The sequence below is a fragment of the Zoogloea oryzae genome (genome assembly GCF_030161255.1).
Lineage (GTDB): Bacteria > Pseudomonadota > Gammaproteobacteria > Burkholderiales > Rhodocyclaceae > Zoogloea > Zoogloea oryzae.
The window spans coordinates 20,994-42,181 of record NZ_BSPX01000009.1; the positions used below are offsets into that span (position 1 = coordinate 20,994).

Annotated in this window: 19 protein-coding genes and 1 pseudogene; 3 read left to right on the top strand and 17 right to left on the bottom strand. The window is 61.8% G+C overall.

Annotated features, from left to right (window positions below; genetic code table 11):
- Positions 1–3 precede the first annotated feature (3 nt).
- Positions 4–1,386, top strand: coding sequence for a hypothetical protein (locus QQK25_RS04840; RefSeq protein WP_284186929.1), 1,383 nt, complete (start codon positions 4–6; stop codon positions 1,384–1,386).
- A complete protein-coding gene (locus QQK25_RS04845) occupies positions 1,383–2,402 on the top strand; it encodes a trypsin-like serine peptidase (RefSeq protein WP_284186930.1) in 1,020 nt (339 codons plus the stop codon). Before QQK25_RS04840 ends, QQK25_RS04845 begins: the two co-directional genes overlap by 4 nt.
- 494 nt (positions 2,403–2,896) lie before the next feature.
- On the opposite strand, the gene QQK25_RS04850 is transcribed toward QQK25_RS04845, so the two are convergent.
- The 4 genes from QQK25_RS04850 to QQK25_RS04865 all read right to left on the bottom strand — a co-directional run bounded on the left by QQK25_RS04850 (position 2,897) and on the right by QQK25_RS04865 (position 8,355).
- A complete protein-coding gene (locus QQK25_RS04850) occupies positions 2,897–6,076 on the bottom strand; it encodes a hypothetical protein (protein WP_284186931.1) in 3,180 nt (1,059 codons plus the stop codon).
- Between the two features lie 163 nt (positions 6,077–6,239).
- Positions 6,240–6,506, bottom strand: coding sequence for a hypothetical protein (locus QQK25_RS04855; protein ID WP_284186932.1), 267 nt, complete (start codon positions 6,504–6,506; stop codon positions 6,240–6,242).
- A gap of 107 nt (positions 6,507–6,613) precedes the next feature.
- On the bottom strand, positions 6,614–6,892 hold the full coding sequence (locus QQK25_RS04860; protein ID WP_284186933.1) for a hypothetical protein: 279 nt from the start codon (positions 6,890–6,892) through the stop codon (positions 6,614–6,616).
- Between the two features lie 89 nt (positions 6,893–6,981).
- On the bottom strand, positions 6,982–8,355 hold the full coding sequence (locus tag QQK25_RS04865; RefSeq protein WP_284186934.1) for a tyrosine-type recombinase/integrase: 1,374 nt from the start codon (positions 8,353–8,355) through the stop codon (positions 6,982–6,984).
- A gap of 481 nt (positions 8,356–8,836) precedes the next feature.
- Between QQK25_RS04865 and QQK25_RS04870 the strand changes: the two genes are divergently transcribed.
- Entirely contained in the window at positions 8,837–10,312 is a 1,476-nt protein-coding gene (locus QQK25_RS04870) for a hypothetical protein (protein WP_284186935.1), read from the top strand.
- Between the two features lie 207 nt (positions 10,313–10,519).
- Here the strand turns inward: QQK25_RS04870 and QQK25_RS04875 are convergent, their stop codons facing one another.
- The 13 genes and pseudogenes from QQK25_RS04875 to QQK25_RS04935 all read right to left on the bottom strand — a co-directional run bounded on the left by QQK25_RS04875 (position 10,520) and on the right by QQK25_RS04935 (position 21,188).
- Positions 10,520–11,395, bottom strand: a complete 876-nt coding sequence (locus QQK25_RS04875) for a hypothetical protein (protein ID WP_284186936.1) — start codon at positions 11,393–11,395, stop codon at positions 10,520–10,522.
- A gap of 186 nt (positions 11,396–11,581) precedes the next feature.
- Positions 11,582–12,820: a tyrosine-type recombinase/integrase gene (locus tag QQK25_RS04880; protein WP_284186937.1), complete on the bottom strand. Its 1,239-nt coding sequence runs from the start codon at positions 12,818–12,820 to the stop codon at positions 11,582–11,584.
- A gap of 228 nt (positions 12,821–13,048) precedes the next feature.
- The gene (locus QQK25_RS04885; RefSeq protein ID WP_284186938.1) at positions 13,049–13,423 is read right to left on the bottom strand and encodes a hypothetical protein; all 375 of its coding nucleotides are present in this window, start codon (positions 13,421–13,423) and stop codon (positions 13,049–13,051) included.
- A gap of 4 nt (positions 13,424–13,427) precedes the next feature.
- On the bottom strand, positions 13,428–13,715 hold the full coding sequence (locus tag QQK25_RS04890) for a hypothetical protein (protein WP_284186939.1): 288 nt from the start codon (positions 13,713–13,715) through the stop codon (positions 13,428–13,430).
- Positions 13,716–13,820: 105 nt separating this feature from the next.
- Positions 13,821–14,225, bottom strand: a complete 405-nt coding sequence (locus QQK25_RS04895) for a hypothetical protein (RefSeq protein WP_284186940.1) — start codon at positions 14,223–14,225, stop codon at positions 13,821–13,823.
- Positions 14,209–14,784, bottom strand: coding sequence for a hypothetical protein (locus QQK25_RS04900; RefSeq protein WP_284186941.1), 576 nt, complete (start codon positions 14,782–14,784; stop codon positions 14,209–14,211). The genes QQK25_RS04895 and QQK25_RS04900 overlap by 17 nt, the downstream gene beginning before the upstream one ends.
- A gap of 72 nt (positions 14,785–14,856) precedes the next feature.
- Positions 14,857–14,988 carry a hypothetical protein gene (locus tag QQK25_RS04905; RefSeq protein ID WP_284186942.1) on the bottom strand — a complete coding sequence of 44 codons (132 nt, stop codon included), beginning with the start codon at positions 14,986–14,988 and terminating at the stop codon, positions 14,857–14,859.
- Between the two features lie 75 nt (positions 14,989–15,063).
- A pseudogene (locus QQK25_RS04910) lies at positions 15,064–15,498 on the bottom strand (JAB domain-containing protein); the annotation flags it as partial.
- A 508-nt stretch (positions 15,499–16,006) separates the two neighbouring features.
- Positions 16,007–16,345, bottom strand: coding sequence for a helix-turn-helix domain-containing protein (locus tag QQK25_RS04915; RefSeq protein ID WP_284186943.1), 339 nt, complete (start codon positions 16,343–16,345; stop codon positions 16,007–16,009).
- A gap of 271 nt (positions 16,346–16,616) precedes the next feature.
- Positions 16,617–17,558, bottom strand: a complete 942-nt coding sequence (locus QQK25_RS04920; protein WP_284186944.1) for a bacteriophage abortive infection AbiH family protein — start codon at positions 17,556–17,558, stop codon at positions 16,617–16,619.
- 30 nt (positions 17,559–17,588) lie between these two features.
- Positions 17,589–18,686, bottom strand: a complete 1,098-nt coding sequence (locus tag QQK25_RS04925; protein ID WP_284186945.1) for a hypothetical protein — start codon at positions 18,684–18,686, stop codon at positions 17,589–17,591.
- Between the two features lie 19 nt (positions 18,687–18,705).
- Positions 18,706–20,694 carry a DUF3732 domain-containing protein gene (locus QQK25_RS04930; protein WP_284186946.1) on the bottom strand — a complete coding sequence of 663 codons (1,989 nt, stop codon included), beginning with the start codon at positions 20,692–20,694 and terminating at the stop codon, positions 18,706–18,708.
- Complete coding sequence (locus QQK25_RS04935) at positions 20,694–21,188, bottom strand: three component ABC system middle component (protein ID WP_284186979.1); 495 nt, start codon at positions 21,186–21,188, stop codon at positions 20,694–20,696. The genes QQK25_RS04930 and QQK25_RS04935 overlap by 1 nt, the downstream gene beginning before the upstream one ends.

The window sequence follows — 21,188 nt, forward strand, 5'->3', positions numbered from 1 at the left end:
CATATGAGCAGAATACGCAGAAAAGCACTTGCACTGATCATTTACGCGGCACTAACCTCTTTAGGAGCACCTGTGAGCGGACAGACACCTCCAGTAAACGCTGCTGACCTCAAGAAGCAAAAGGAGGACGCGGAAGCCCAACGAGACGCCTATAAGGCGCAACTCGAAGCCGAACTCGCCAAGCGTGCTTACGAAGCGGCTCTTGACCCATCCAAGCAGGCTGAAACCGCGCAAGCGGCTGCGATTAAGGTGGCCAAGGACATGGCCGACGCTCAGACAGCAACGGCGAATGCGGAGAAGGCGCAGTCCGAAGCAGAGCTTGCGGCGCTTAAGAAGCGCTACGGAGACTTTCAGGCCACCGGAATCAGCGGAACGGCCGAATTAATGGGAAGCGCTGGTACTGCGGAAGCAACACTTCTGGGGAGCGTGGCGGTCAATCGTATTGCAGCGCAGTTCGCAGCTACGCTAGAAATGCTGACCGCGAAGGGCTCTTTCGTCTTCACAACCGCGACGACGGTTCCGGACTTTCAGGCCCTGACGGCATTCGAAACACAGTTTCTCGCGATCAGCGCGGCCGTCACTGCTGCTCGACAAAGCACGAGCGACAAGTCCGCCGACAATGCCGGCCTTAAGATGGAATCCTTTGCCACAATCGGGATGGGCCTTGAGGCGGTCAGCAAGATTCTCTCGTTTGCCAAGACCGACTACAAGTTTGCGAACCTTGATGTCTCTAGCACTGATGCGATGCTTCTTCGCGCGGTGGTGGGCTTGCTCAAGAACAAGACCGTGGAGATACCTGCGTTCTATGTGGCCGATGCCATTTCGGCAGGCAATCAAGTCCTTTCGCGCGCTGGCGAAATCAACAAGTGGACTGTCGAAGCGAAGAGTCGCATTAAGTTTCATGAGGCGGCTCAGGCCGAATTTGAGAAGCAGCTTGCCGCTGCGCCAGCAGATCAGTCGCTGAAGGATGGGCTTCAGAAGGCCAAATCGGCTTTGTCAACCTGGAAGGCGGTGTCCGAATCAGTCGACGCCTGGTCAAAGCAGCTGACAACGGCGGATGACAAAGGCAACTCTCCGTTGGCAACAATCGCCCGCCAATCTGCCATCAAACGGAAGCTCGATGACGGTGGTGTCCTAGTGATCGTCGAGCTGCATAAGGTCGCGGGCACGGGCTACACAAAGAAGAACCTTTGGTCGTCGTTGGGCGCAAACCCGTTTTTCGTAATGGGCGTTGCAGTGGCGAGCTATGTCGCATTGGACGGCAAGACGGGAAAGGTTCTGGGTGCGCAAATGTTACCCGTGCACGGGGGCTATCACTCCGTCAGCGACATTCCCGCAGTCGTGAATGGCGGTATGCCAAAGCACGAGGAGGGAAAGACGCCGTGACTGCCGAGACCTTTGAAAGAGCGAGCCTCCAGCTGACATCGATAATCGAGGCTGGCGGGCTCAGTCTGGTCGACGTTGACGCCTCTTTGACCGCCGCGATGAACCGCAAAGGCAGCCGCGTCACGGAGCAGACTAAGATCATCGCTCTGGAAGCGGCGGACCGGGTGATAAACAGCCGGCCCCTAACCGCCGAGCATAAGGCTCTTGTCGAGGGCATCGTGATAGGTAACGGCTTGCGGCCAGCCATAGACATCGAGAAGGACACGTTCGATCCGTTGCCGGCGCTCTGGGATGACATTAACGGGGTGCGTTCGAACATGATGCCCCTTATTCGGTCTGTTGGCAGACTGAACGTTGCCGGCCATCCGAAAATTTCCTTTGCCGGCACAGCCTTCGTGTGCGGCCGCGACCTCTTGCTGACCAATCGTCACGTTGCAGAAGAGTTTATGTCTGCCGCGACTGGTTCCTCAGATCTTTGCTTCAAGCTTGGAATGTCAGCCGACGTGGACACCAAAGAAGAAGTCGACTCCGCTGATACGCGTCTGTTGAAATGCACTGGCGAGGGCGTGGTGTCGACCGAATGGGATGTGGCACTTCTAAGAGTAGAGGGGCTGCCGGCAGGAATTGAGCCGATTCCTCTCTCGTCTACTGCACCCCACAGCTTCAGCGACAGGACGGCGGCCACCGTCGGCTACCCGGGCTTTGACGAGGCGGAGAATCTAATTGAGCAGATGTTGATCTTCCGCGGCATTTTCAACAAGAAGCGACTTTTGCCAGGCAAGTTCACTGACATCTTCGCGGTTCAGTCATATGGCCAAAGCGTCAAGGCACTTGCACACGACTGCACAACGCTGGGAGGCTGCTCGGGCAGCATCGTGATTGATGTCGCGACGCTGAAGGTATTCGGTGTGCACTTTGGCGGAGAGTCCGGTGTGCGCAACTACTGCGTGCCGACGTGGAAACTACCTGAGATTCCGGCTTTTGCGGACTTCAAGAACCAGATGTCCTTTACATAGTCTAGGCTGTAATTCGGTGTTGCCAAATAGAGATGTGTATCCTATTCAATATTACGCCTTTAGTATTTGTGTTAGAAAGCGGCAGTTCAGAACCATCAGTTCATCAACGGCAATAGATCGCCCGACGGCAGTCATTCGAAAGTGCGTCGTCCAACGACATCAAAGCCCGACGTGCTGAAGGTCAATTATCACACGGTGTGACTGCTCCACTCAGGAAGCCGCCATTGAATCAGAGCAATTGCAAATGACAGCAAAGGGTCGGACGGTCCGTTGCATTCCTTGCTCTCAACGACCGTTTAGGCCGACAAGCACCCCCCCTGCAGAAGAGTGGAGGTCGTCGTTGATAAAGCCAGTGCCATGATGCCGGCTTGGTGCCTATAACCCAGCGAGCAAAGCTCGCCGGGGCCTGAAGCTTGAGGGCGGGACCTCCGCTCTACCCAGAACGCAGAAGGGGCCGCAACCGCGGCCCCTTCCTCACTCACCAGACCATCAGCCTACCCCCGCACCAAAAACCGCCCCGTCTCCAGCCCCGGAAACCGCGCCTTCACGACCTCCAGGAACGCCATCACCTCCGGCGTCGCCGGCGACACATGCTCATGCAGCTGCGAGCGCCCGGCGTTCTTCACGTCATGCACCTTCACCGCGTAGCCCACCTCGGTGAGCCAGGCGGCGAGCTTCGCCTGTGACAGGTCCGCACCCTCCAGCCCCCACGCCCGCTGCACATAAGCCGCCAGGAAGGTCCGGATCGCGGTGCCAAGCATCCCGGTCCGGGCCGTCGCGTACACCTGCCCCGTGGGGCCGCGCAGGCGCTTCTGTTGCACCTCGTCCGGCCCGTCGGCCATCCCGGTCGCGTCGGACGCCGCCTGCAGGGCCTGGAAGCGTGCCCGCCGCTGGTGATTGCCCACATAGAGCGCGTAGAACGCCTGCCAGTCGCCCCAGTCCGCCATGGTCTTGAGGCAATGCGCCGGCCGCACCCAGTTCCCGTCCTTGTCCTGCTCCCCCTCGCGCCAGCGGTCGAACAGCATCCGGGCCAGTTCGCCCTCGGCCGCGCTGTCCCACGGCACGGTGGCAAACGCCAGATGCTCGACCCCGAGAGACTCGATCCGGACCATGCGGGCATCGACCGGACGACGCTTGAAGTCGTACTCCATGTTGAGTCGCACCGGCGTATCGAGCGTTTGCAGGTCCCAGTCGTTGAGCACCATCTCGCCCAGCGACATCAGGGAGGCGCGCTTAATGATCTGGCCGGGCTGGCGGTTCGCGAAGAGGTCCAGCATGAAGCGGTTCTGGTTTTCCGGGCGCATCAGCGCGCGCTCCTTTTCCTCGTCACCGTCTGCGCTATCGAGCGGCACCTTGATGCCGCCCTTGGCGACCACCGGCTCGTGGCCCTCGACCGCAAGGCCGGTCAGCTGCAGGCGGGTCTTGCCCGCGACGGCCTGCCCGATCAGGTGCTTGAGCTCCGTCATCCCCGTGCCCGGCGCGATCCGGTCCACCAGTGCCTGAAAGCGCTGGCACATCGTGCCGGAGAGATCGAGCGCCTCGACATCGACCAGCAGGCCATCGGTCGTCGCCGACACCGCCAGCGCGCCCGGCGGCAGTTTCCACAGGATCTCGCCGAGCACGGCCCGGGGGTAGCCCGACACCAGTGCCGCCACCGCCGGCTCCGAGATTCCGGACGGATCGATGGCGCGATACTTCAGGTCCGCCATGTCCAGCGCCCGCTTGCCTTTGAAGCCTTGACCTGTTTTTCCATACACCCCATTGCCCACCAGCTTCATGAACTGGTGCGGGAGGGACTTCTTGTCGAACTTCAGGCGCATTGCCCGGGTGTATATCGACCCTGATTCGAAGGGCCGGTACCCCACGTCCCCGTGGGACTCCGGCGGAAACTGCATCTCCGGCGCCGGCACGAAGACATCACCATCCGCTTCCAGCCACTGCCCCTTGTCGGCGTCCTTCTTGGCCTTCTCCCGCCGCAGGCGCTTCGCGCTTTCCGCGAAGACCGCCTCGCGGGCCTTCCATGGAATCACGACTCCGAAGCGGACCGTGATCTCCGCGCCCATCTCCAGCGCCAGCTCGATCTCCGGCGCGGTGGCCAGTGCGACCCCCGAGAGGGGATACCACAGTCCATACTTCTCCATCATCACCGCGAGGCACGGGTACAGCGTCCCCTCCGGAAAGCGGAACTCCACCTCGGCGTAGCCGGCCACATGCCCCCGGAAGCGTTCCGGGTCCCGGGTGATCTCGATCCGCTCGTAGTCGAGACTCATGATCCCCGCGAGGCTCACCACGTAGCAGGCCGCCAGATCATGGTCGAACAGCCGGTAACCCGGCTGCGGCATCGGGGTCGGCCCGAACCAGTAGCACTCGTTGCGCCCGCCCATATAGACGTCAGCGAAGAAAGCCTCGAACCAACGCCGCACCCGTGTCGGCTCCCGCTGGGTCTGTGAGGTCGGGCGTCCGGTGGCCTCGTTCCAGCGCCAGCGCCGGACCTTCTCGAAGTTCAGGGCCACGTCTGGATGGACCCCGTCGCGCCGCATGCACAACTGCACCAGGCGCACCGACAGACCGCTTGCCGTCGCGGACAAGCCTTTGATACCCAGGTAGCGGTCGCAGAACCACAGAACCCACAAGGCATACAACACAGCGATCTCGGCGTCCCGCAGGCCATAGGCCTTGAACACCCACGGCAGCTTCCGCTGCAGCCGGCGCATCTCGGACTTGCGGTAGCCCTTGGGCAGCATCACCTTGGGTACGTTTAGCCACTCCCCGAGCTTGGCGAGCGGCGTGCCCGGCGGCGCCAGCCGCGCCGAATCGACGATCCGCACCGACAGCACGCGCGGGTCGAAGTCGTCGCCCACCACGTAGCGGTACCGGTGCTTGAGCCGCTCGGCCTGCTCCTCCTTGAGGGGCAGCTTCACCTCGGCCGGCCGGGCCGTGGTCGCGAGGGTGCCATTCACCGCCTGAAGCTGGTGGCGGAACTGCTTGAAGTCCCGGAAGACGGAAATGTCCGCCCGGGTGAAGTGGCCGCACAGCACGACCTCCTCGGGCCACTCGTCGAAGATGCACTCGATCTCGGCCTCGTCGAGCAGGTCATACAGCGCCTCGGCCAGCGACGGGCGATCCTGCACCGCATCCTTGCCGACGAGGTTGATGACCTTGCTGTAGCGCAGCCCGGTCGGCCCGATGACATAGAACTGGACCGACAACAGCACGTTGCGGCCCTTGGCCTGATATTCCCACTCGCAGTCAAAGCCGACGAAGACCGGCGGGCCGAAGCCCCGGCGCGGGGGCAGGCGCTTGCCATCGGCGCCGATGCCACCCATGAGGGGTGACGCTGTGACCGCCAGTGGCGGCGGCTGCACGCACGTCGCCAGAAAGCCGTCCAGCTTGGCCTGGTCTTCGGGCGAGATATCCGACTCGACGGGCGGAGGCAACTGTGCGCCACTCGGGGCAGCGGCGCCAGCGGGGGCAGGGGAGGAAGTCTCGCGCCTGGCGCGAGCCCTTTCCATCAAGGGACGAAACACCTCGTCCAGGTGGGCCAGGAGTGCGTCGAGATTAGGCCGCGTCGCGGCGGCGGGTTCATCGATGATCAGCTCCATCGCCGAATCCATTCCATTCTTGCGTCTGAAGCGTGCCCGGTCCTTCCGGGCCTCGACGACGCGTTCGAGCATCGTCGGTTTGGTGTCAATTGCCATACTTCATGGACCCCCACATCGAGATTGACACCGGCCAAGGCCATCACCGACCCCGACCGATGGACAAAAAAAGAGCCGCCCGCCCGAAAAGGCAGACGGCTCGGTCAGGCATCGCCGCGACGGGCGATGCCGGCGCGGATTAGAGCGGCGTGGTGGCGGTATCCGGCTGCGCCTCCAGTTCGAGCATCGACCAGTTCGGCGGGATACGACCGTTACTCGCCCACACCTTGTCGAGCATCTCGACGACGAGAATCGCGACGGTCTCGCTGGACGTGTGGAGGAAATCCACCATCCGGTCACGCAGGTTGAACACGCCCACGCCGCTCGGGTAGGCCTGGAAGCGGCCGATCTGGTGGTACTGGATGACGGTCTTCCCATTGGGGAAGCGGAAGTTGCGTTGGGCCATAGGAATCTCCTTATAAAATGGCCGTTGTTGTTCGTGGCGGCGGCACCGGCAATCGCCGGCAAGCAAAGACGGTGCTGCCCCACACCTTCTGACAGGCGTCCCGCCCGTCAAAACTCGTTGTCGATGTCACGCCGGGCCCGGACGGGGCGCGGCATCTTGAGGGTCGTCAGCTTCTGCCGGACCGGAGCCTGATACGTCTGGCGGCGCGGAGCCGGCGCTTCGTACGTGTCCCGATCGTCATCGTCGTAGCCGCCGTAGTCATGCTCGGCCTCGTACGTGTCGTGGACTTCGACGTCTGAATCGTCGTAATCCTCATCGTCTTCTTCGGGCGTGTAGCAGGGGCCGTCGTAGTAGATGCCGCCGGGTTCCCAGTCGCGCTCGTCCATATAAATTTCCGTCGTCACTGTGGTGCTCCTTTTATGCCCGGTGCAGGGATGAGCGCCGGGCGGGTTGATGAATCGGTCGGAACTGCAATTCACGCCGCGACAAGGCGCCGCTCGTGAGTGATCTCGATGCAAGGCACCGAGGGGGAAAGCCGGGCACCCTGGTCGGGGCGCTTCGGCTCGGGCGAACGGATCAGATCGCTGACCACATTGACAGCCCGATGCAGGCTGCTGTGGTGGGTCGCGAGGTAATGCCGCTCGGTCGTCCGGATGCTGCGGTGCCGCAAAAGCCTACTTATGCTGACAACATCAACTCCGCTGCTCGCAGCGATTGAAGCCGTCGATTTTCTAAGCGTGTGGAAGCACGCGGACGGATCGATGCCCACATCGGCGAAGACCCGTTTCAGCACCTTGCGGGGCGCGCTCATAGGCCCATCACCGCGCGTCGCCGGAAACAGCAGGTCGTTGTGGCTCAGCTCCCGCAACCGTTCGGTGATCTGAAGGGCGCGGGATGTCAGCGGGACAATCTCGTCGCCGCCGCCCTTGGTTTCCCGCAGGTGCAGCAGACGGTGTTTTGCATCCACGTCCGAGAAGCGGGCGTTGAGGGCTTCACCGATCCGCAGCGCGGTTTCCAGCAGCAATTCGATGAGGAGACGGAAGCGCTCCGATTCCGACTGCAGGCGGATGCGAAGGCGATGAACCTCCTCCACGGTCAGCGCCATCGGCGGCGGCGGGTTCTCCCGCAGCTGTTGCCAGCCGTCGAGCGGGTTGTGGTCGATCAGACCATGCTGCTTCGCCAGCCGGAAGACCGTCCGCATGGACATCGCCCCGCGGTTGATCGTGGCCGTCTTGAGGAGCTTGCGCCGCAGGGACTTGCCAGGCTTACGCAGCTCGGCCAGAACCTGCTCCACCTCGAAGGCCGAGATCTCGCCGACTTGCAGGGCGCCAAGCGGCTCGGCGAAGTACAGCACGTAACGCGAGACCAGGTCCTTCCACGAGCGCAGGTTCTCCTGGGCCCACGGTGTGACAACGGTTTCGACGAACACATTGAGCGTCATCTTCGCTGCGGCCGGATTGCGGCCACGGCGGACCGATTCCCGGTCCCGCTGGGCACGGGCCACTGCTTCCATGAAGGAGACCTCGACAGAGGTTCCATAGGAGATCGATGCCCGCTTGCCCGTCTCCGGGTTGGTGTAGCGGAAGACCCAGTTCCAATCCCGCGGATTGGTCAGCGATTCGACCTGCTTGAGGCCGGGGACGCCGGGCGTGGCCCGCTCTTTGGGCCGCCGAGGGCGGGCAGGTGTCAGACTGGGCGAGTCGTATCCGAAGGCCTGCGCGATCGGGGTGACATCCTGACAGGGAGGCTGTCTCGCCTTGCGTCGAGTAGTCTTGGCGCCCTCCAGAGCCGCTGAACTGTCGTTAGCAGGCTCAATCGGGATGGGGCGCGGAAGCAGAAAGACCTTCATGTCATCCCGCCTGGAGAACCGGGGTAAATTGGTTGGATTTGAAAGGTGTCATGGCGTCGTTTTCTTCCTCAAAGTGGTGAGCTGGAACTCGGCTCGGACTGCACTTTAGTTGAGTCAGAAAGCCGTGAAAAGGCCGGGGTTTTCGTGCTTAGTGCATTGATAAATATTGATTTTTAAAGGATGGTCAGCCCCCTCGAGCGGGACTTAGATGCCTAAAGAGGATCGCACGCCGGGCGTGGGCTCCTGGGCGCGGATTCAATACCGGGCAGGTCCGCTAGAGTGTCCAGAATTAATTCGAGCTACCGCGCGTTAAAAATCTGAATCGAGTTGCCGTAAATAAGCAGTAAAGACTTGTCCAAAAAACTGCTCAACGCCCGATCTCTTGCCTCCGATGCCTGCAAAACCCATTCCGAAGCCGCGCGCGCGTGGCGCGTCGCGGCAAGAGTGCGACCCCTTGTTGCTCAGGTGGCTGGGTCCAAAGGTGGAGGGCGACAATGAGGCAGGCCGCTTTGCCGGACTCCCTACGAAGGAACTCACGAAGGCGTTCAACCGCCGTTTCAAGACAAATCTGAGGGAGCGCACGGTGTTGAGCTATATCCGCGAGGCGGTCAAAGCGGCCAACAGGGAGGCGGAGGAGGTCACTCGGCGCTTTAAAGAGGCCGGGATGACTGGTATGTCCAAGCCCCCACCCAGCGTCACCTTGCCAAGACCCGGCCGCCCGAAATCGGGGACGTCGCCGAAGCCTCGGTCGACGAAGAAGAAGCCCCCACCGGCCAGTTCCTTGCCGACCCTGATTCACGTCTTGTCGTCTCAAAAACAGAGCAAGCCATCGAGAACGCCCCCGCAGCGCACGCGGAAGCGTGAGCCCGTGCAGGCGGTAGCCCCTGCCGTCACCCGACCGGGCACCAAACCCGGGCCGAAGCCCCGCTTCAAGCGCTGGAGCCGAGTGTGGTGGGAACTGCAGGCGCTTACGGGGTGGTCGGCACGCGCCCTGTATCACCATCTCGCGACGTTCCCGGCGATCAAGCCGCTCATCGGTAGCCGCGCGTCGTTTCTCCAGGGACTGGCCGATCTCGACGCGCCGCGCCCGACCTGGGACCCAATGGCAGCCACCCGGGCACTGCCTGTGTCGCCAGAAGACGCCTTCATTGAGGACCTACGGGGATGCGGAGCGCTGCATGTCCTGCATCTGCATCTGCATCAGGTGCTGATCAATACCGAGAAGGGTGAATGGGCGGTCTTGCTGCTCGCCTTCGACCCGGTGTCTCAGCTCATCAACGTGCGAGTGCTGGACTTCGAGGGTCCGTCGGGCCTGGCCTCGGCGGAGAGGCCTCGTGGACGCCCTCGCTGGAAGTGCCACACGGAGTGGCTGGCCACGGTCGAAGAGGAAGGCGGGGCTACAGGGGTTCAGTTGTCCCCGGATGGCTATCGGGATTTCGTGATCGATACGGTGGCGAAGACCGGTATCCCTTACAGCCCGGTGTGGCTTAGCCGCAGCATGGCGGGCGTAGACCGCGTCCTCGACGCACTGAAGCAACTCACGCCCGGCGATGCGTTTGTCCTGTCACCCGTCCCGCATTGGCCGCGCGGGCCACTGGTCGTGCCGATGTCTCTCAAGGCTCTATGCGGCCAGATGTCGGATGTCGCCAATGCGCACAACCGCGAGTTTGCGCAGCCCATCCTGCGCCGTGCTCGGGCCTGCATCGAGGAACTCAAGGAAAAGGGGAGGGTGACCCCATCGACACTGGCCTGGCTGGAAGAGCACGGCTTGTATGACGTGACGAAAGACCACGTCACGACACTGGGCCTGCTGCATCCACCTCGTGCGGACGTGCGCCGTTTTGCGCTGCTGAGCGCATTCGAGGCGGGCTATCCGGGGTTGTCGTCGCGGGGGCACTACGTTGCGGTCGAGCCGCAGCGCATTCGATCCCGGTTTGTTGGCGAGGGGGATTCGTGAGGTGAGGTGATCCGGACAGGCCGTCGCCTGTCCGGATTGCAAGTCATTGGCGCCCGGGCAGGGGCCTTGGTCCTGCCCGGGCTTACGATCTTAGTTGGTGTCAATTCAGGTACTACATACACCCCCTTCAGGAGATTGACACCAAAATGGACTCCAGATTACCCGCTCACGGGCCGCGGGTGAGGCAGCACTTTCAAACTGTTTGACCTACTCACCGGCGCCCGCATACGCGAGCTTGAGCAGTTCGGTGACGATACCCTCGTGTTTCGGCAGATCGCTCTTTCCAATCCGGATGCGGTAGCGGCCACCCCGGGAGTCGTATTCCACGACATCGAGCCCGGCCTCATCGAGCTTCGCCTGCGTGGCGTCGTCCTTCTCGAGTTTGGGCTCGAACCAGACCCAGTCCTTCTTGGGCCTGAACAGCGCGAAATTGTTGGGCTGTCCGTCCTTCGCCAGTCCGATGTAGAACTTGTTGTACTTTAGCGAAAGCCCGGGGGCGAAGCTGGCAACGATCCCGAACAGGCTGTCGGTGATCGCGAGCGTCTGCTTGCTCGCGCGTTTCTCCCAGTACGACCGGTCGGTCACGTCGGCGACCGCTTCGTCGTCGTCCACGAGCCCGAGGCGCATTTCGTTCAGGACTGTCGTGAACACGAGGGAGATGTTGTCCCCGAAACGGAACGCCTGCATCTGGATGGCCACGATGGGGATGAACCCATTGAACAGGCTGATTACGTTGAGGAAGCGGCTTGTGATGTCCTCGGCCACGATCACTGCGACATGATCGTATTGGGGGTAGCGCTTGCGCTCGATGTCCCAGTACTCGATGGTTCTGACGATGTGCGATTCGTCCGACTTTCCGAGCTGAATCTCGATTTCGTATCGGCGGTTTGACTCCGCGTCCTGGCAGAGGATGTCCAGGCGGCCCGCGTTCGGGTGGATACGCTCCTTGTCCTTGAGGATAAGGTCACCGAGACCCAGGATCGACGGATCTTCGGCGATCCGTTCCTGTACCCACTTCTCACCGTATTCAGCGTGGCCTTTCAGAAAGATGCGCTCGGGTTTGGCGTACTTGAGACTCGTCATGGCTGATCAGATCATCCGGAGTGATATCGCTCAGTATTCTACTTGACTACCCGCAGTGCCGCAGATGCACGACCACACCCTCGTCTGGTGTCAATTCCGCTACTACATTGACCCCCTGCCCAGATTGACACCAAAAAAAAGATCACCCGCCTGCCACCCTTCGAGGGCGAGCAAGCGGGCGATCCTTCAACGGGCCAGTGACGCCTCTTCAGACGCCGGTGCCACATCGTCCCCCTTCGCCGCCTGCGTTGCCCGCGTGATTACGTCCGAGACCGCCTGGGACGCTCGGGCCAGGGTCGAATTAGCCATGTGGCTATAGATCATGGTCGTCTGGGGGCTGGCATGATGAAGTAATTTTTGCACCGTGAAGAGTGTCTGTCCCGCATGGCTCACGGCCAATGCCGCATGTGTATGACGAATGTCGTGTAGGCGCACATGTCCTTTGATGCACGCCGCCGCAAGAACCCTTGCAAAGGCTTTCCTCGGGTCGCGCAAGGGCTTGGTCGAATCCGTCGGCGATGGAAACACCCACGGGCTCGCCTGCCGGCTCTTGAGCCGGCCCAGCAGCGCGACGCACTCGTCCGAAAGGGGTGAGTACTGCGGCTTGCCTGACTTTGTCATTGGCATAAACCAGATCCGCCGCTCCAGGTCCACGTGCTCCCAGCGCGCCTTCAGCGCATTGCTGCGCCGACAGCCGGTCAGAAGCATGAACCGCAGCGCGGCCATTACCGATGGCGCCGGGTCCTTGTCCATCGCCACCACTAGCCGCCCGACCTCCTCCAGGCTCAGATACCGACTCTTGCCCGAGGCCTCCCGGAAGCGAGGAATCCCGCGGCAGGGATTGTCCGGCAGCACGCCAAGGGTCACCCCGCGCCGCATCATCGCCGAGAGCAAGGACAGGAAGCGGTTCGCCGTCGCTGGCGAATGCGTCTTGCGCACCGCGCCGATGAAGCGCTCGATGTCCCGGCGCTGGATGTCGCACAGGCGGCGCTCGGCACCGAAGAATGGGATCACGTGGAGGTCCAGCTTGCTCTGGTCGTCACGCCAGCTGCGCTTATGCACCTTCGCGTAGTCCTCCAGATAATCCTTCGCGAAGTTTGCAAGGGTCGGCGAACTGCGCTCCAGATCGCGCCCTTCCTGCGGATCGACACCCCGATCCAGCTGCCCCCGGGCTTCAAGAGCGAGGCGGCGGGCATCGGCGAGGGACGTCGCGGGAAACCCGCCCAGGCGCATCGCCCGCTTGGTGCCCCTGAAGCTATAGCGCAGCCAGAAAGTCTTGCGCCCGGCCCCTTTCGACACCGACAGGCGCAGACCGGGAATCTCGGTATCGCTCACCTCATAGCCTTTGCCGGGCGCATCAAGGGGGCAGGGGGGTAACTGCTCGATGGCGCGGACAGTAAATCGGAATCGCGTGACGCGGTTCATCGTCGAATCTCCTCGATCGAAAGAAGCAATGGAAGAAGTGCCCCACGCCTGCCCGCCGCGGACGCACTCAGTCTCTCAAGTCCGAAGCACGCCGCCGCCAGGATCAGGTGGCGGCGCGATAGGGGCTTGGCGAGGCTGAAGCGATGGGACAGGCGCGAGGGTGGGGGCAGCGTGGGCCGGCGCTCGCCGGTCCCTTGCCGGTGTTTCGGGCGGGGTGGCGGGACGGTCTTACGGCGACGTGGCGAGCCACGCCAGATCGCCAAACTGGCGATGCAGTACGTCGACCAGATCGGCGGCGAGCACCTCGGTGACGCCGAGCCCCGCGAGCCGTTGGCGGGCATTGAGTTCATCCGCGGCCAGCACCCATCGGGTCCCGCCATCGACCTTGATCTGCAGCAGGCCCACCTTGGTTTGCCCGGGAAAGCCATAGCGCGCCAAGGTCTGGATCAGAGCCTGCCGTTCGGCATCGATGCGGGCCATGCGGGCGTCAAACTCCAGCACGCCGGCCCTTTCGGCGAAGAACTCGTAGCGGTCCTCGTCCAGCAGCGCCACGAGCCGTGCCACGCCCGCATCGAGCGGGATGGGATGGTTCGTTGGGATCATCGCGTCAGTACTCGTCCGCCAGGAGGATTGTCGTCACCGCCCGGGGCTCGGCCTCGGTGATCACGAAGCACTTGACCCCGGCGACCGTATAGACCGACAGCAGCCGCGCACCGGTCTGGAGCGCTGCCTCGTTGGCCTGGGCATCCTCGGCACCCACCTCGCCCCAGTCGCCGGCGAGGTGGCGGGCCAGCAACTGGACCGGGTGAAGGTTCTGCTCGCGCAGCAGGGCGTCGGCGCCGCGGGTCGCAACGATCTCGCCGGGGCTGAAACGCAGTCGTGTGGGTTGGTTCATAGGGTTCTCCAGAAAGCAAAGCGCCCGATGCGGTCTTCGCATCGGGCGTCGGGGGTCAAAGGCGGCAAGATGGGGGTGGTCCTTAGGGGCGGAAACACCCCGCGGCTAGACCGCCACCGGCTCGGTGACGGCATACTCGGCGCACAGCGCCAGCAGGCGCGGCTCCACATCCGGGTGACGGGGGATGAACAGCGTTACGCCCTCATCGCCGCCGCCGGGCACGAAGACCAGCTCGTAGAAGCGGGCGTGCCGTCCGGCGTACTCGAAGATTGGGCTGAAGGCCGGATCGCCGTAGGGGACGCGCGTCACCGGATTGACGAGCAGCGGGATGCTGACGGCAGCCTCCACCTCGGCGAGGCTATCGCCCGGGACCATCACCACGAAGGTCCCGTGCAGCTCGGCATCAAAGTCCTCGCCCACCTCCCGCTCGTTGAGGCGCCGCTCGATCAGGTTACGCAGTGCAGCGTCGTCCAGCGCCGCCACATCGGCCACATCACGCAGGATTCGCATCGGACACTTCCTCACTGGTATCAGCCGTTTCCGCTAACGGGATGAAGCGGTTGCCGCCGCGCTTGTCTTTCTTCTTGCCTTTCGGCTCGACAGAGGTTGCCGTCGCCGGTGTGGGCGCCTCGACGGGGGCCGGCGGGAACACGAAGAGCTCGCCCGGCAGCGCCATCATCTGCAGCCGCCACGCATCCCAGTCACCCGCCTTCACGAGGCCGAACTTCACGTCCGGCGCCTTGGCGAGCAGGCCCTGGGCGATCAGCGCCGCGCAGGCGTAGGGCGCGTTGTTGTTGCTGCGTCCCTGGTACGCCCCTTTGAGCTGCTTCGAGCCGAAGGGCTTGCCGGCCGGTGCGGCATCCACCGCCGCCTCCAAGTCGTCGAAGCCCACCACCTCGCGGTTGAAGTTGCCGCCGCCCTCCGCCGCGGTGATCAGCAGGAAGACCTGGGCATGGTCGGGATCGGCCAGCAGCGCATACTGGATCGCAGAACTACCGGAAAGGGTTGCCGCTCGGGAATCGAGCAGCCGGTGATAGGTCGTCGATACGACCTCGGGTTTCTTGGCCATGGGGCCTCCTAAAGTAAGACGCCCTCTGGGCCACAGGGCCGGGAGGGCGACATGAACAGGAACAGCGACGGATCAGCGGATCTCGACGCGGGCGTCGATCTGGCGCTGGGTCAGCGCGTAAGCGGCTGCAGCAGCCAGCAAGGCCACGGCAGCACCGGGACCGGTCGGCAGGGCCGCCAGCACAGCAGGCAGGAACGGAAACACACAGGCACTCCTCAGAAACAACACCACGAACACAACGCCATCAGGCGAACCTGATGGCGCGACGGGAAACAGGATTCAGATCAGCCCGCGCTCGGCGAACGACAAGGGCGATGCCGTGCCCGCCACGATGAAGTGATCGAGCACGCGCACGTCCACCAGCGCCAGGGCCTGCTTCAGCGTCTCGGTGAGCGCCAGGTCTGCCGAACTCGGTTCGAGGCTACCGGACGGGTGGTTATGGACGAGGATCACCGCGGCGGCATTCGCCTCCAGGCACAGCTTGACCACCTCGCGGGGATAGACGGACGTCTGGGCCAGGGTCCCGCGGAAGAGCTCGACCACATCGCGCACGCGGTGCTGGCTGTCGAGCAGCACGACCCCGAAGACCTCGTGGGGGAGGTCGCCAAAACGCAGGCGCAGCAGATCACGGACCTTCTGCGGGCTATCGAGGCAGTCGCCCAATTCGACCGCTTCCGCCAGTGCACGGGTCAGCAGTTCGCGGGCTGCGCCGAGGATGCGCACCGCGCGATAGTCCGCCGGGGTCTCGCAGACGCCGGTCTGGCGGGCGTGGAGGTGGAAGAGCTCGGCCAGCGGTCGTCCGGCCAGAGCCTCGGCGGCGACGTCGCCCACCAGCAGCCCGAGCAGGCTCGCGGTAGGTAAGCTGCGGATCGAAATCAGGGGATCGGACATGAAGACCTCCGTAGAAGGCCGATGCCCACGCAGCGGGGCATCGGCGGCGTGGACAGGGAAAGGCCCCGGTCACCACAAGGCGACCGGGGCCAAAAGGATCCGACTGGATCACAGGAATGATATGGAAGCGAAGGCGGGAGCTCTGACGCCTGCCGGTTGCGGCAAACAGCCGGAACCGCCGCTAACAGGCTCTTAGCGGGCCTGACGAGGTCAGTGGTGTGCGTGAGCCAGGATCAAGCTGGGCGAAGGCAGGCGGGAGCGGTTTGACGCGCTAGCGGATCGAGAGAAGAAGCCGGTGCAGGAGAACCCTGCACCGGCTTCTTCTTATCGGTCAGGCCGCAGCGAGCGGCGCCTCGTCGTCGAGGTGAAGCGTGACGACCGCAAAGCGCCCGCGACCCCGCTTGGCGGAGATCAGGCCGGCGGCAGACAAGCGGTTGAGGGCGTCGAGGGCCGCGTCATCGGAGATCGCGTAGCGGGTGCGCAGCCAGGCGCCGAAGGTGAGGGTGCGGCAACCGGTGGAGGTGGCGTGGATGCACAGCGCCAGGGCAACGGCGAGGGTACGGCCACCGGGCAGGCTGGCGGCCTTGGCAAGGAAGCCGACGGGCAGGGGCTCGGCGGGCTTGCGCTTGAAGACGGGGCGGGGAGGGGGCGGGAGGAGCGTGGTGGGCATCGTGACCTCGGGGAAGGAAGCAACGATGGGATGTTTTGCGAGATCAGGCCAGCAGCCGGAACAGGCTAAACTGCCTTTGGTCTGATGCCCGTCGTTCTCTCCGCAGTGGAGTCCGGTCGGTCTGTGATCTGCTAAGGCAGCGGGGGGAAGCATTTTTTTTGAGCTATCACCCACTTCAAAGCAACGCAGCGGCTCATCGGCAATTGCCGCCGTTGGTGTCAGCTCAATTTAGTCACCAGGGCTGGGCAGGTTGCGGACGTCGACGTAGTCTTTATCGGCAGTTCTGTAGCAAGAATTGCGGAACCCACCGATGGGCGTCGTCTAGTGCAGCAAAGCCCGCCAGAGATATGTCGACTCCAAAATTGGAGAACTTTTCCTGGGTATCTGTCGGATTACAGCGGTAGCTAATCATCCATCTCACTGAGGAGGAGTCAATGTTCTTAATGATTTCATTGTAATAGGGAGCATCTACCTCAGACAGTGAGTGCCCCATCACATATACCTGCCGAATCCCCTTCAGATTGGAGAAGAAGGTCTGGTTGTCTGCAATGATTTGGCCCGTCGGTTTGAAAGTCGCTGAGAAATAGCGATCAACGATCTCGTTACCTTCTATGACCCGGATATCGGCTTCAGACATGTCGACGCCGTGGTTAAGCGAGTCGGATGCGGATCTTTCCCAGCCATGACCGAGGATAAGTCTATCGCTCGGAGCGCTAGCTTTCCCATGGATATGAAGGATCTGGCTGTCGGGAATGCCATATGTCCGCTGCAAGGTGTTTGTGTAGTTGAAACTGAGATAAAGCGCATTTGGATCGAGTGGCAAAGGTGCTGTATTACAGCTTGAGAGCGAAGGGATAGAAAGTTGCCTAACCCACTGAGCGAAACGCTCCTGAAGTGTCTTGGAAATCGCCTCAATGATGCGGTCTAATTCGTACTGATAGTCGTGGTGGCCCGAGTCGCTCCAGATATCGGCGCCGTAGGGCATCAAGAATTGAGACGCATAGTCTATGGCTGCACAAGTATTGAAGTTGGCTAGTTGTTGTTCAAACTGCCACCAGAATTCATTGTCAACGTTGAAGTAGGCCTCAACTTCGCGATAGGTGCCTCGGTCGACCGCCGCAAGATAGCGACCAAAATCACGATAGTCGGAAGGAATGTCGTGGTAAAGATCGAAGCCGTTGCCAATGATGTATAGCGATGCGGACGGATTCATCGCATGACTGCAAGAGATAATTGGACGCGCTTAGTCATCGCGCATCGCTTTCTCGTAGGCGTGCAAGTGATACCCGCAAAGCCCCCCGTTGAACTGATCCTCTTGGCGCAATGGCTCTTCACAAAACGTGCATGTGGGATAATCAAGTTCCGCTCCGCACCACAAGCAATGTTGCTCGCTAATTAGAAAAGTTGAGCGCTTACACTCATTGCACTCCTCGACATCGGCTTCGCCGCCATCGCGGGGGTCATCGTAGTAGGCGTCATTGAGTTCTTTGATCATCAGAGGGGCGATTAGATCGGAATGGCCACAGGCAACGCAAACGTATTTGAAAGTATTGTCCTGATTATCAACGCTAGCACCTTCCTCAATATCCTGCTGGCTCGGTCGTAGCAGGGATGAGCCGCACTCCTCGCATTGGCAGCTCTCAAGCCAAGGTTGCATCATCTCCGGGACACCAGCAGCCGCCCACGAGGCCTGACACTCAGCGATGGTATCCCTGAAGAATTCGTGGTGTGCAAGCATGACTGGCCAAGCTGTGTCGAGTAGATCGGCCGGCTGCTCGTTCAACTGCGTCAAGATGAATTCGCGCAATACGGGAAAAAGTTCCGCAACAAAATCTGCTACTTCGCCCAGCGTGTTAGCAGGGTGCAAATGCTCCAGGTGGTTGCGACACTCCTGTAACTTGTCGATGGTCGGCCAGTCCACGTCAATGCCAAATCCTTCAAATCGCTTCTTGATGGTAGCGACATCGATTGTGGTCCGCTTAAACTTGCCGACCGGCTTCCATTCGATGCCGCCCTTTCCGTCAGCTTGAGGGAGAACCTCGGGGGGATTGAAGATCAGCACCGAGGCATCACCGGTGGCATCGACCGAAACGGCGATCTTGTACTTGAACAGGAGCAGAATGCCTGCGAATAGATTGCGCACCGCTGAGAGGGCGCGAGCCGGATCGCCTCCTTGATCCTTTTCCAGCTTGCTACGCTGGAAATCCTCTATGCCGAGGCGAATAGAGGTCAATGCATTTTCCTTTAGTTTTTCTGCGTCCAGTTCTGGCATTGTGAATAGCTCTTCCAGCGAAGAATGATAGGTTAAGGCCTTGCGCGATCTCGTTGCATCCTCGCTCAATCAGCGCGGATTTCGGAGGTCAGACATCAGTCAGCCATGTCATGGGGACGAGTTTGTCGCCGTTGCGCCACTCGGTGAGCCCAACCACCCCATCTATGTCACCCCAGACGTCGTGCGATGCATGGTCAAGGACAATCAGCTGCAAGCCGCCCGCGGCCTCGCGTGTCACACGCCCCATTACTTCAAATGCCTTTCGAACGGCATTCACATCCTCGTCCCGCAGTTGGGGCTCCTCGACATCTTCGCCGTCCTCGTCCTTCGGTAGCGCTGCGATGCGTTTCGGAAAGTACACTTGGCTCGGCTGGTCAAGTACTAGGAATGCAGGAATCGGCCCCCTACGCTGCGACAGAAAGAACTGGTGGAGTGCCAGAAGTACAGCCAAGTGGTAGGAGAGCCAGTTGGAGCCACTGCCAATCTCAGACAAGTAGTCGTCACGTTCCTGTCCATGTACCTTGATCGTCAGATCGTTTATTTCTAGGGAGATCGGATCGTTTGGGCTTTCGACGTCAAGGTGCGGTAGGAGTCGGCCCGCGTTGTTGCTGATGGCCCGCAGGGCTCGGCGCTTGCGCGCTTCTATATCCTGCTCGCGCAGTTCGGCGTCCAGTCGCTGTGCCCGTTCCCTCAGGCGCACGACCTCCTCGACGAGTTCACGGTCGCTGCCAAGCCGCCGATGCAGGTCCAGGGCGGATTCGAGGTTGCCGACGAACCGCTCGGCCCGTTGCGCTGCAAACTGCCGCTGGCGCGCTTCAGCCGAACGCCCGGACAAGGCCCGCTTACGAATCTGGACCGAGCGCAGTCGCTCTGTCACCTGTTCGACCTCCGCGGTCACACGCTGCAGCTCGCGGTCAAAGGCCGCCGGCAACTCCTTGTCAACGCTGGCCTCAGCCTCGACTTCCTGCAAGCGCTCTGACAGTACCGCCAGCTTGCGCGTAGCCGAGTCGGTGTGACTGCCGCACATCGGGCAATCTGCCTTGTCGTCGGTGTGCGATACCAGCCAGCTCGACAACTGCAGACGTCCTCGCTGGAGCACGAGAGCCGCCTGGTATTGGTCGACGCCGCCGCGCATACGGTTCATCTCTCCGAGTCGATGGCGCAAGGTCGTCAGGTCACGCGACACGTCGCGCTCCTCGACTTCAAGGTCGCTGAGTTCGCGCAACGCGTTCGAGATGGTCGAGGAGCTCACCGAGAGCGTGAGATCCGTTCGCGCGACGACTTCTTCCAGCCGCTCGATCATCTGGCCACGCGACAGCTCCTGCTCTGGCTTGGGGATCAGACCCAGCTCTTGGGCTTCGCTGAATTTCGCCTTCAAGTTAGCCAGCCAGCGCGCGGACACTTCCTGGGCGTCCCTGAGCTCCCGCTCCTTCCGGCGCAGTTCCTGGCGCGCGCGCCCGAGCTCGAACTGCTTAGCCATCAGCGCTGGTGTCACAACTCCGAGCACATACGGGAAAATTTTCCGGAGCTTCTCCCGGTGCTCGTAGGTATTGGCCTTGAAGAACAACACATCCGGATTGGCGACGACGTTTTGCGGCTGAAATGTGAAAGCAGCCAGATCGCGGAAGCTGGGGCGACTATCGAACCCCGTCGACTCGCTGCCGCCTGAGAAGTCGAGTTTGGACAGACCAGCGAGTTCGTCGAGCAGTCGCTTCACAGCGTCCGCATTGATGTTTTTGGCAATGCGGTGCGGGATATCCTTGATCCGCTCCGCTTCCAGCAGATACATGTCATCGGTACTACGCTGCGCACCGGGCTCCCGCCGGGCCAACAGCTTGTCGCCCTGCGCGGTCGCGACCACGATACCAAACCACTCGCAATACTTACGGATGGTCTTGACTGGAATTGAGCATGTCCCCGCGCCCAAGCAGTAATCGATGATAGGAATGACCGCCGATTTGCCGGTTCTCGACGCGCCGCTGATGACGTTCACCTTCCCCAGTTCGAACTGGAGCCGGCGCGGCTCGAAGCTCGGGTTGCGCGGCCATAGCACTATTTCGCGGATCTGCAGATACATCAGAGCTTTACCTTCAGCGTTGTCGTTACCTCGTGCAGCGTCAATTGGCTACACCATGCGCCGAGCTTTTCTCCATTGGCCAGGAGTTGCTTCACTTCATCCGGAAGACCGCGTGCCTTGGCATGGGACAAGGGAATCACTTCGCCTCCATCAGAGAGCTGGATTAGATGCCCTGCCGAGGCCAGCTCGATCGATTGGAGGCTGAGCGCGCGCCAGCGGACCGCACGTTCGTGGACCTGGAGGAGCAGATCCTGCTTCGAGATCTGCGAGTCCCCGAATTTTGCAGCGAAGGCCCGAAGTCCCGAGCTGGGCCGGGTGCGCCGTAGAAGCTCAGCAGTCGCCTCGTGCAAAACAATGGGCAGCACAAGGAACAACAGCGGCAAGCGCGGCAAGTCGCCCTCGGGATGCGCTTCGACATGTCCACAGCAAAAGCGCCAAAGGATGGCAGCACCGAGCGCCGGATTCTGGATGTTCTGCGCTTCCCGAGCCAGCAT

Coding starts and splice junctions, on each gene's coding strand:
- QQK25_RS04840 (WP_284186929.1), top strand. CDS start 4: ATGAGCAGAATACGCAGAAAAGCACTTGCACTGATCATTTACGCGGCA.
- QQK25_RS04850 (WP_284186931.1), bottom strand. CDS start 6,076: ATGCTCGAACGCGTCGTCGAGGCCCGGAAGGACCGGGCACGCTTCAGA.
- QQK25_RS04855 (WP_284186932.1), bottom strand. CDS start 6,506: ATGGCCCAACGCAACTTCCGCTTCCCCAATGGGAAGACCGTCATCCAG.
- QQK25_RS04860 (WP_284186933.1), bottom strand. CDS start 6,892: ATGGACGAGCGCGACTGGGAACCCGGCGGCATCTACTACGACGGCCCC.
- QQK25_RS04865 (WP_284186934.1), bottom strand. CDS start 8,355: ATGAAGGTCTTTCTGCTTCCGCGCCCCATCCCGATTGAGCCTGCTAAC.
- QQK25_RS04875 (WP_284186936.1), bottom strand. CDS start 11,395: ATGACGAGTCTCAAGTACGCCAAACCCGAGCGCATCTTTCTGAAAGGC.
- QQK25_RS04880 (WP_284186937.1), bottom strand. CDS start 12,820: ATGAACCGCGTCACGCGATTCCGATTTACTGTCCGCGCCATCGAGCAG.
- QQK25_RS04885 (WP_284186938.1), bottom strand. CDS start 13,423: ATGATCCCAACGAACCATCCCATCCCGCTCGATGCGGGCGTGGCACGG.
- QQK25_RS04890 (WP_284186939.1), bottom strand. CDS start 13,715: ATGAACCAACCCACACGACTGCGTTTCAGCCCCGGCGAGATCGTTGCG.
- QQK25_RS04895 (WP_284186940.1), bottom strand. CDS start 14,225: ATGCGAATCCTGCGTGATGTGGCCGATGTGGCGGCGCTGGACGACGCT.
- QQK25_RS04900 (WP_284186941.1), bottom strand. CDS start 14,784: ATGGCCAAGAAACCCGAGGTCGTATCGACGACCTATCACCGGCTGCTC.
- QQK25_RS04915 (WP_284186943.1), bottom strand. CDS start 16,345: ATGCCCACCACGCTCCTCCCGCCCCCTCCCCGCCCCGTCTTCAAGCGC.
- QQK25_RS04920 (WP_284186944.1), bottom strand. CDS start 17,558: ATGAATCCGTCCGCATCGCTATACATCATTGGCAACGGCTTCGATCTT.
- QQK25_RS04930 (WP_284186946.1), bottom strand. CDS start 20,694: ATGTATCTGCAGATCCGCGAAATAGTGCTATGGCCGCGCAACCCGAGC.
- QQK25_RS04935 (WP_284186979.1), bottom strand. CDS start 21,188: ATGCTGGCTCGGGAAGCGCAGAACATCCAGAATCCGGCGCTCGGTGCT.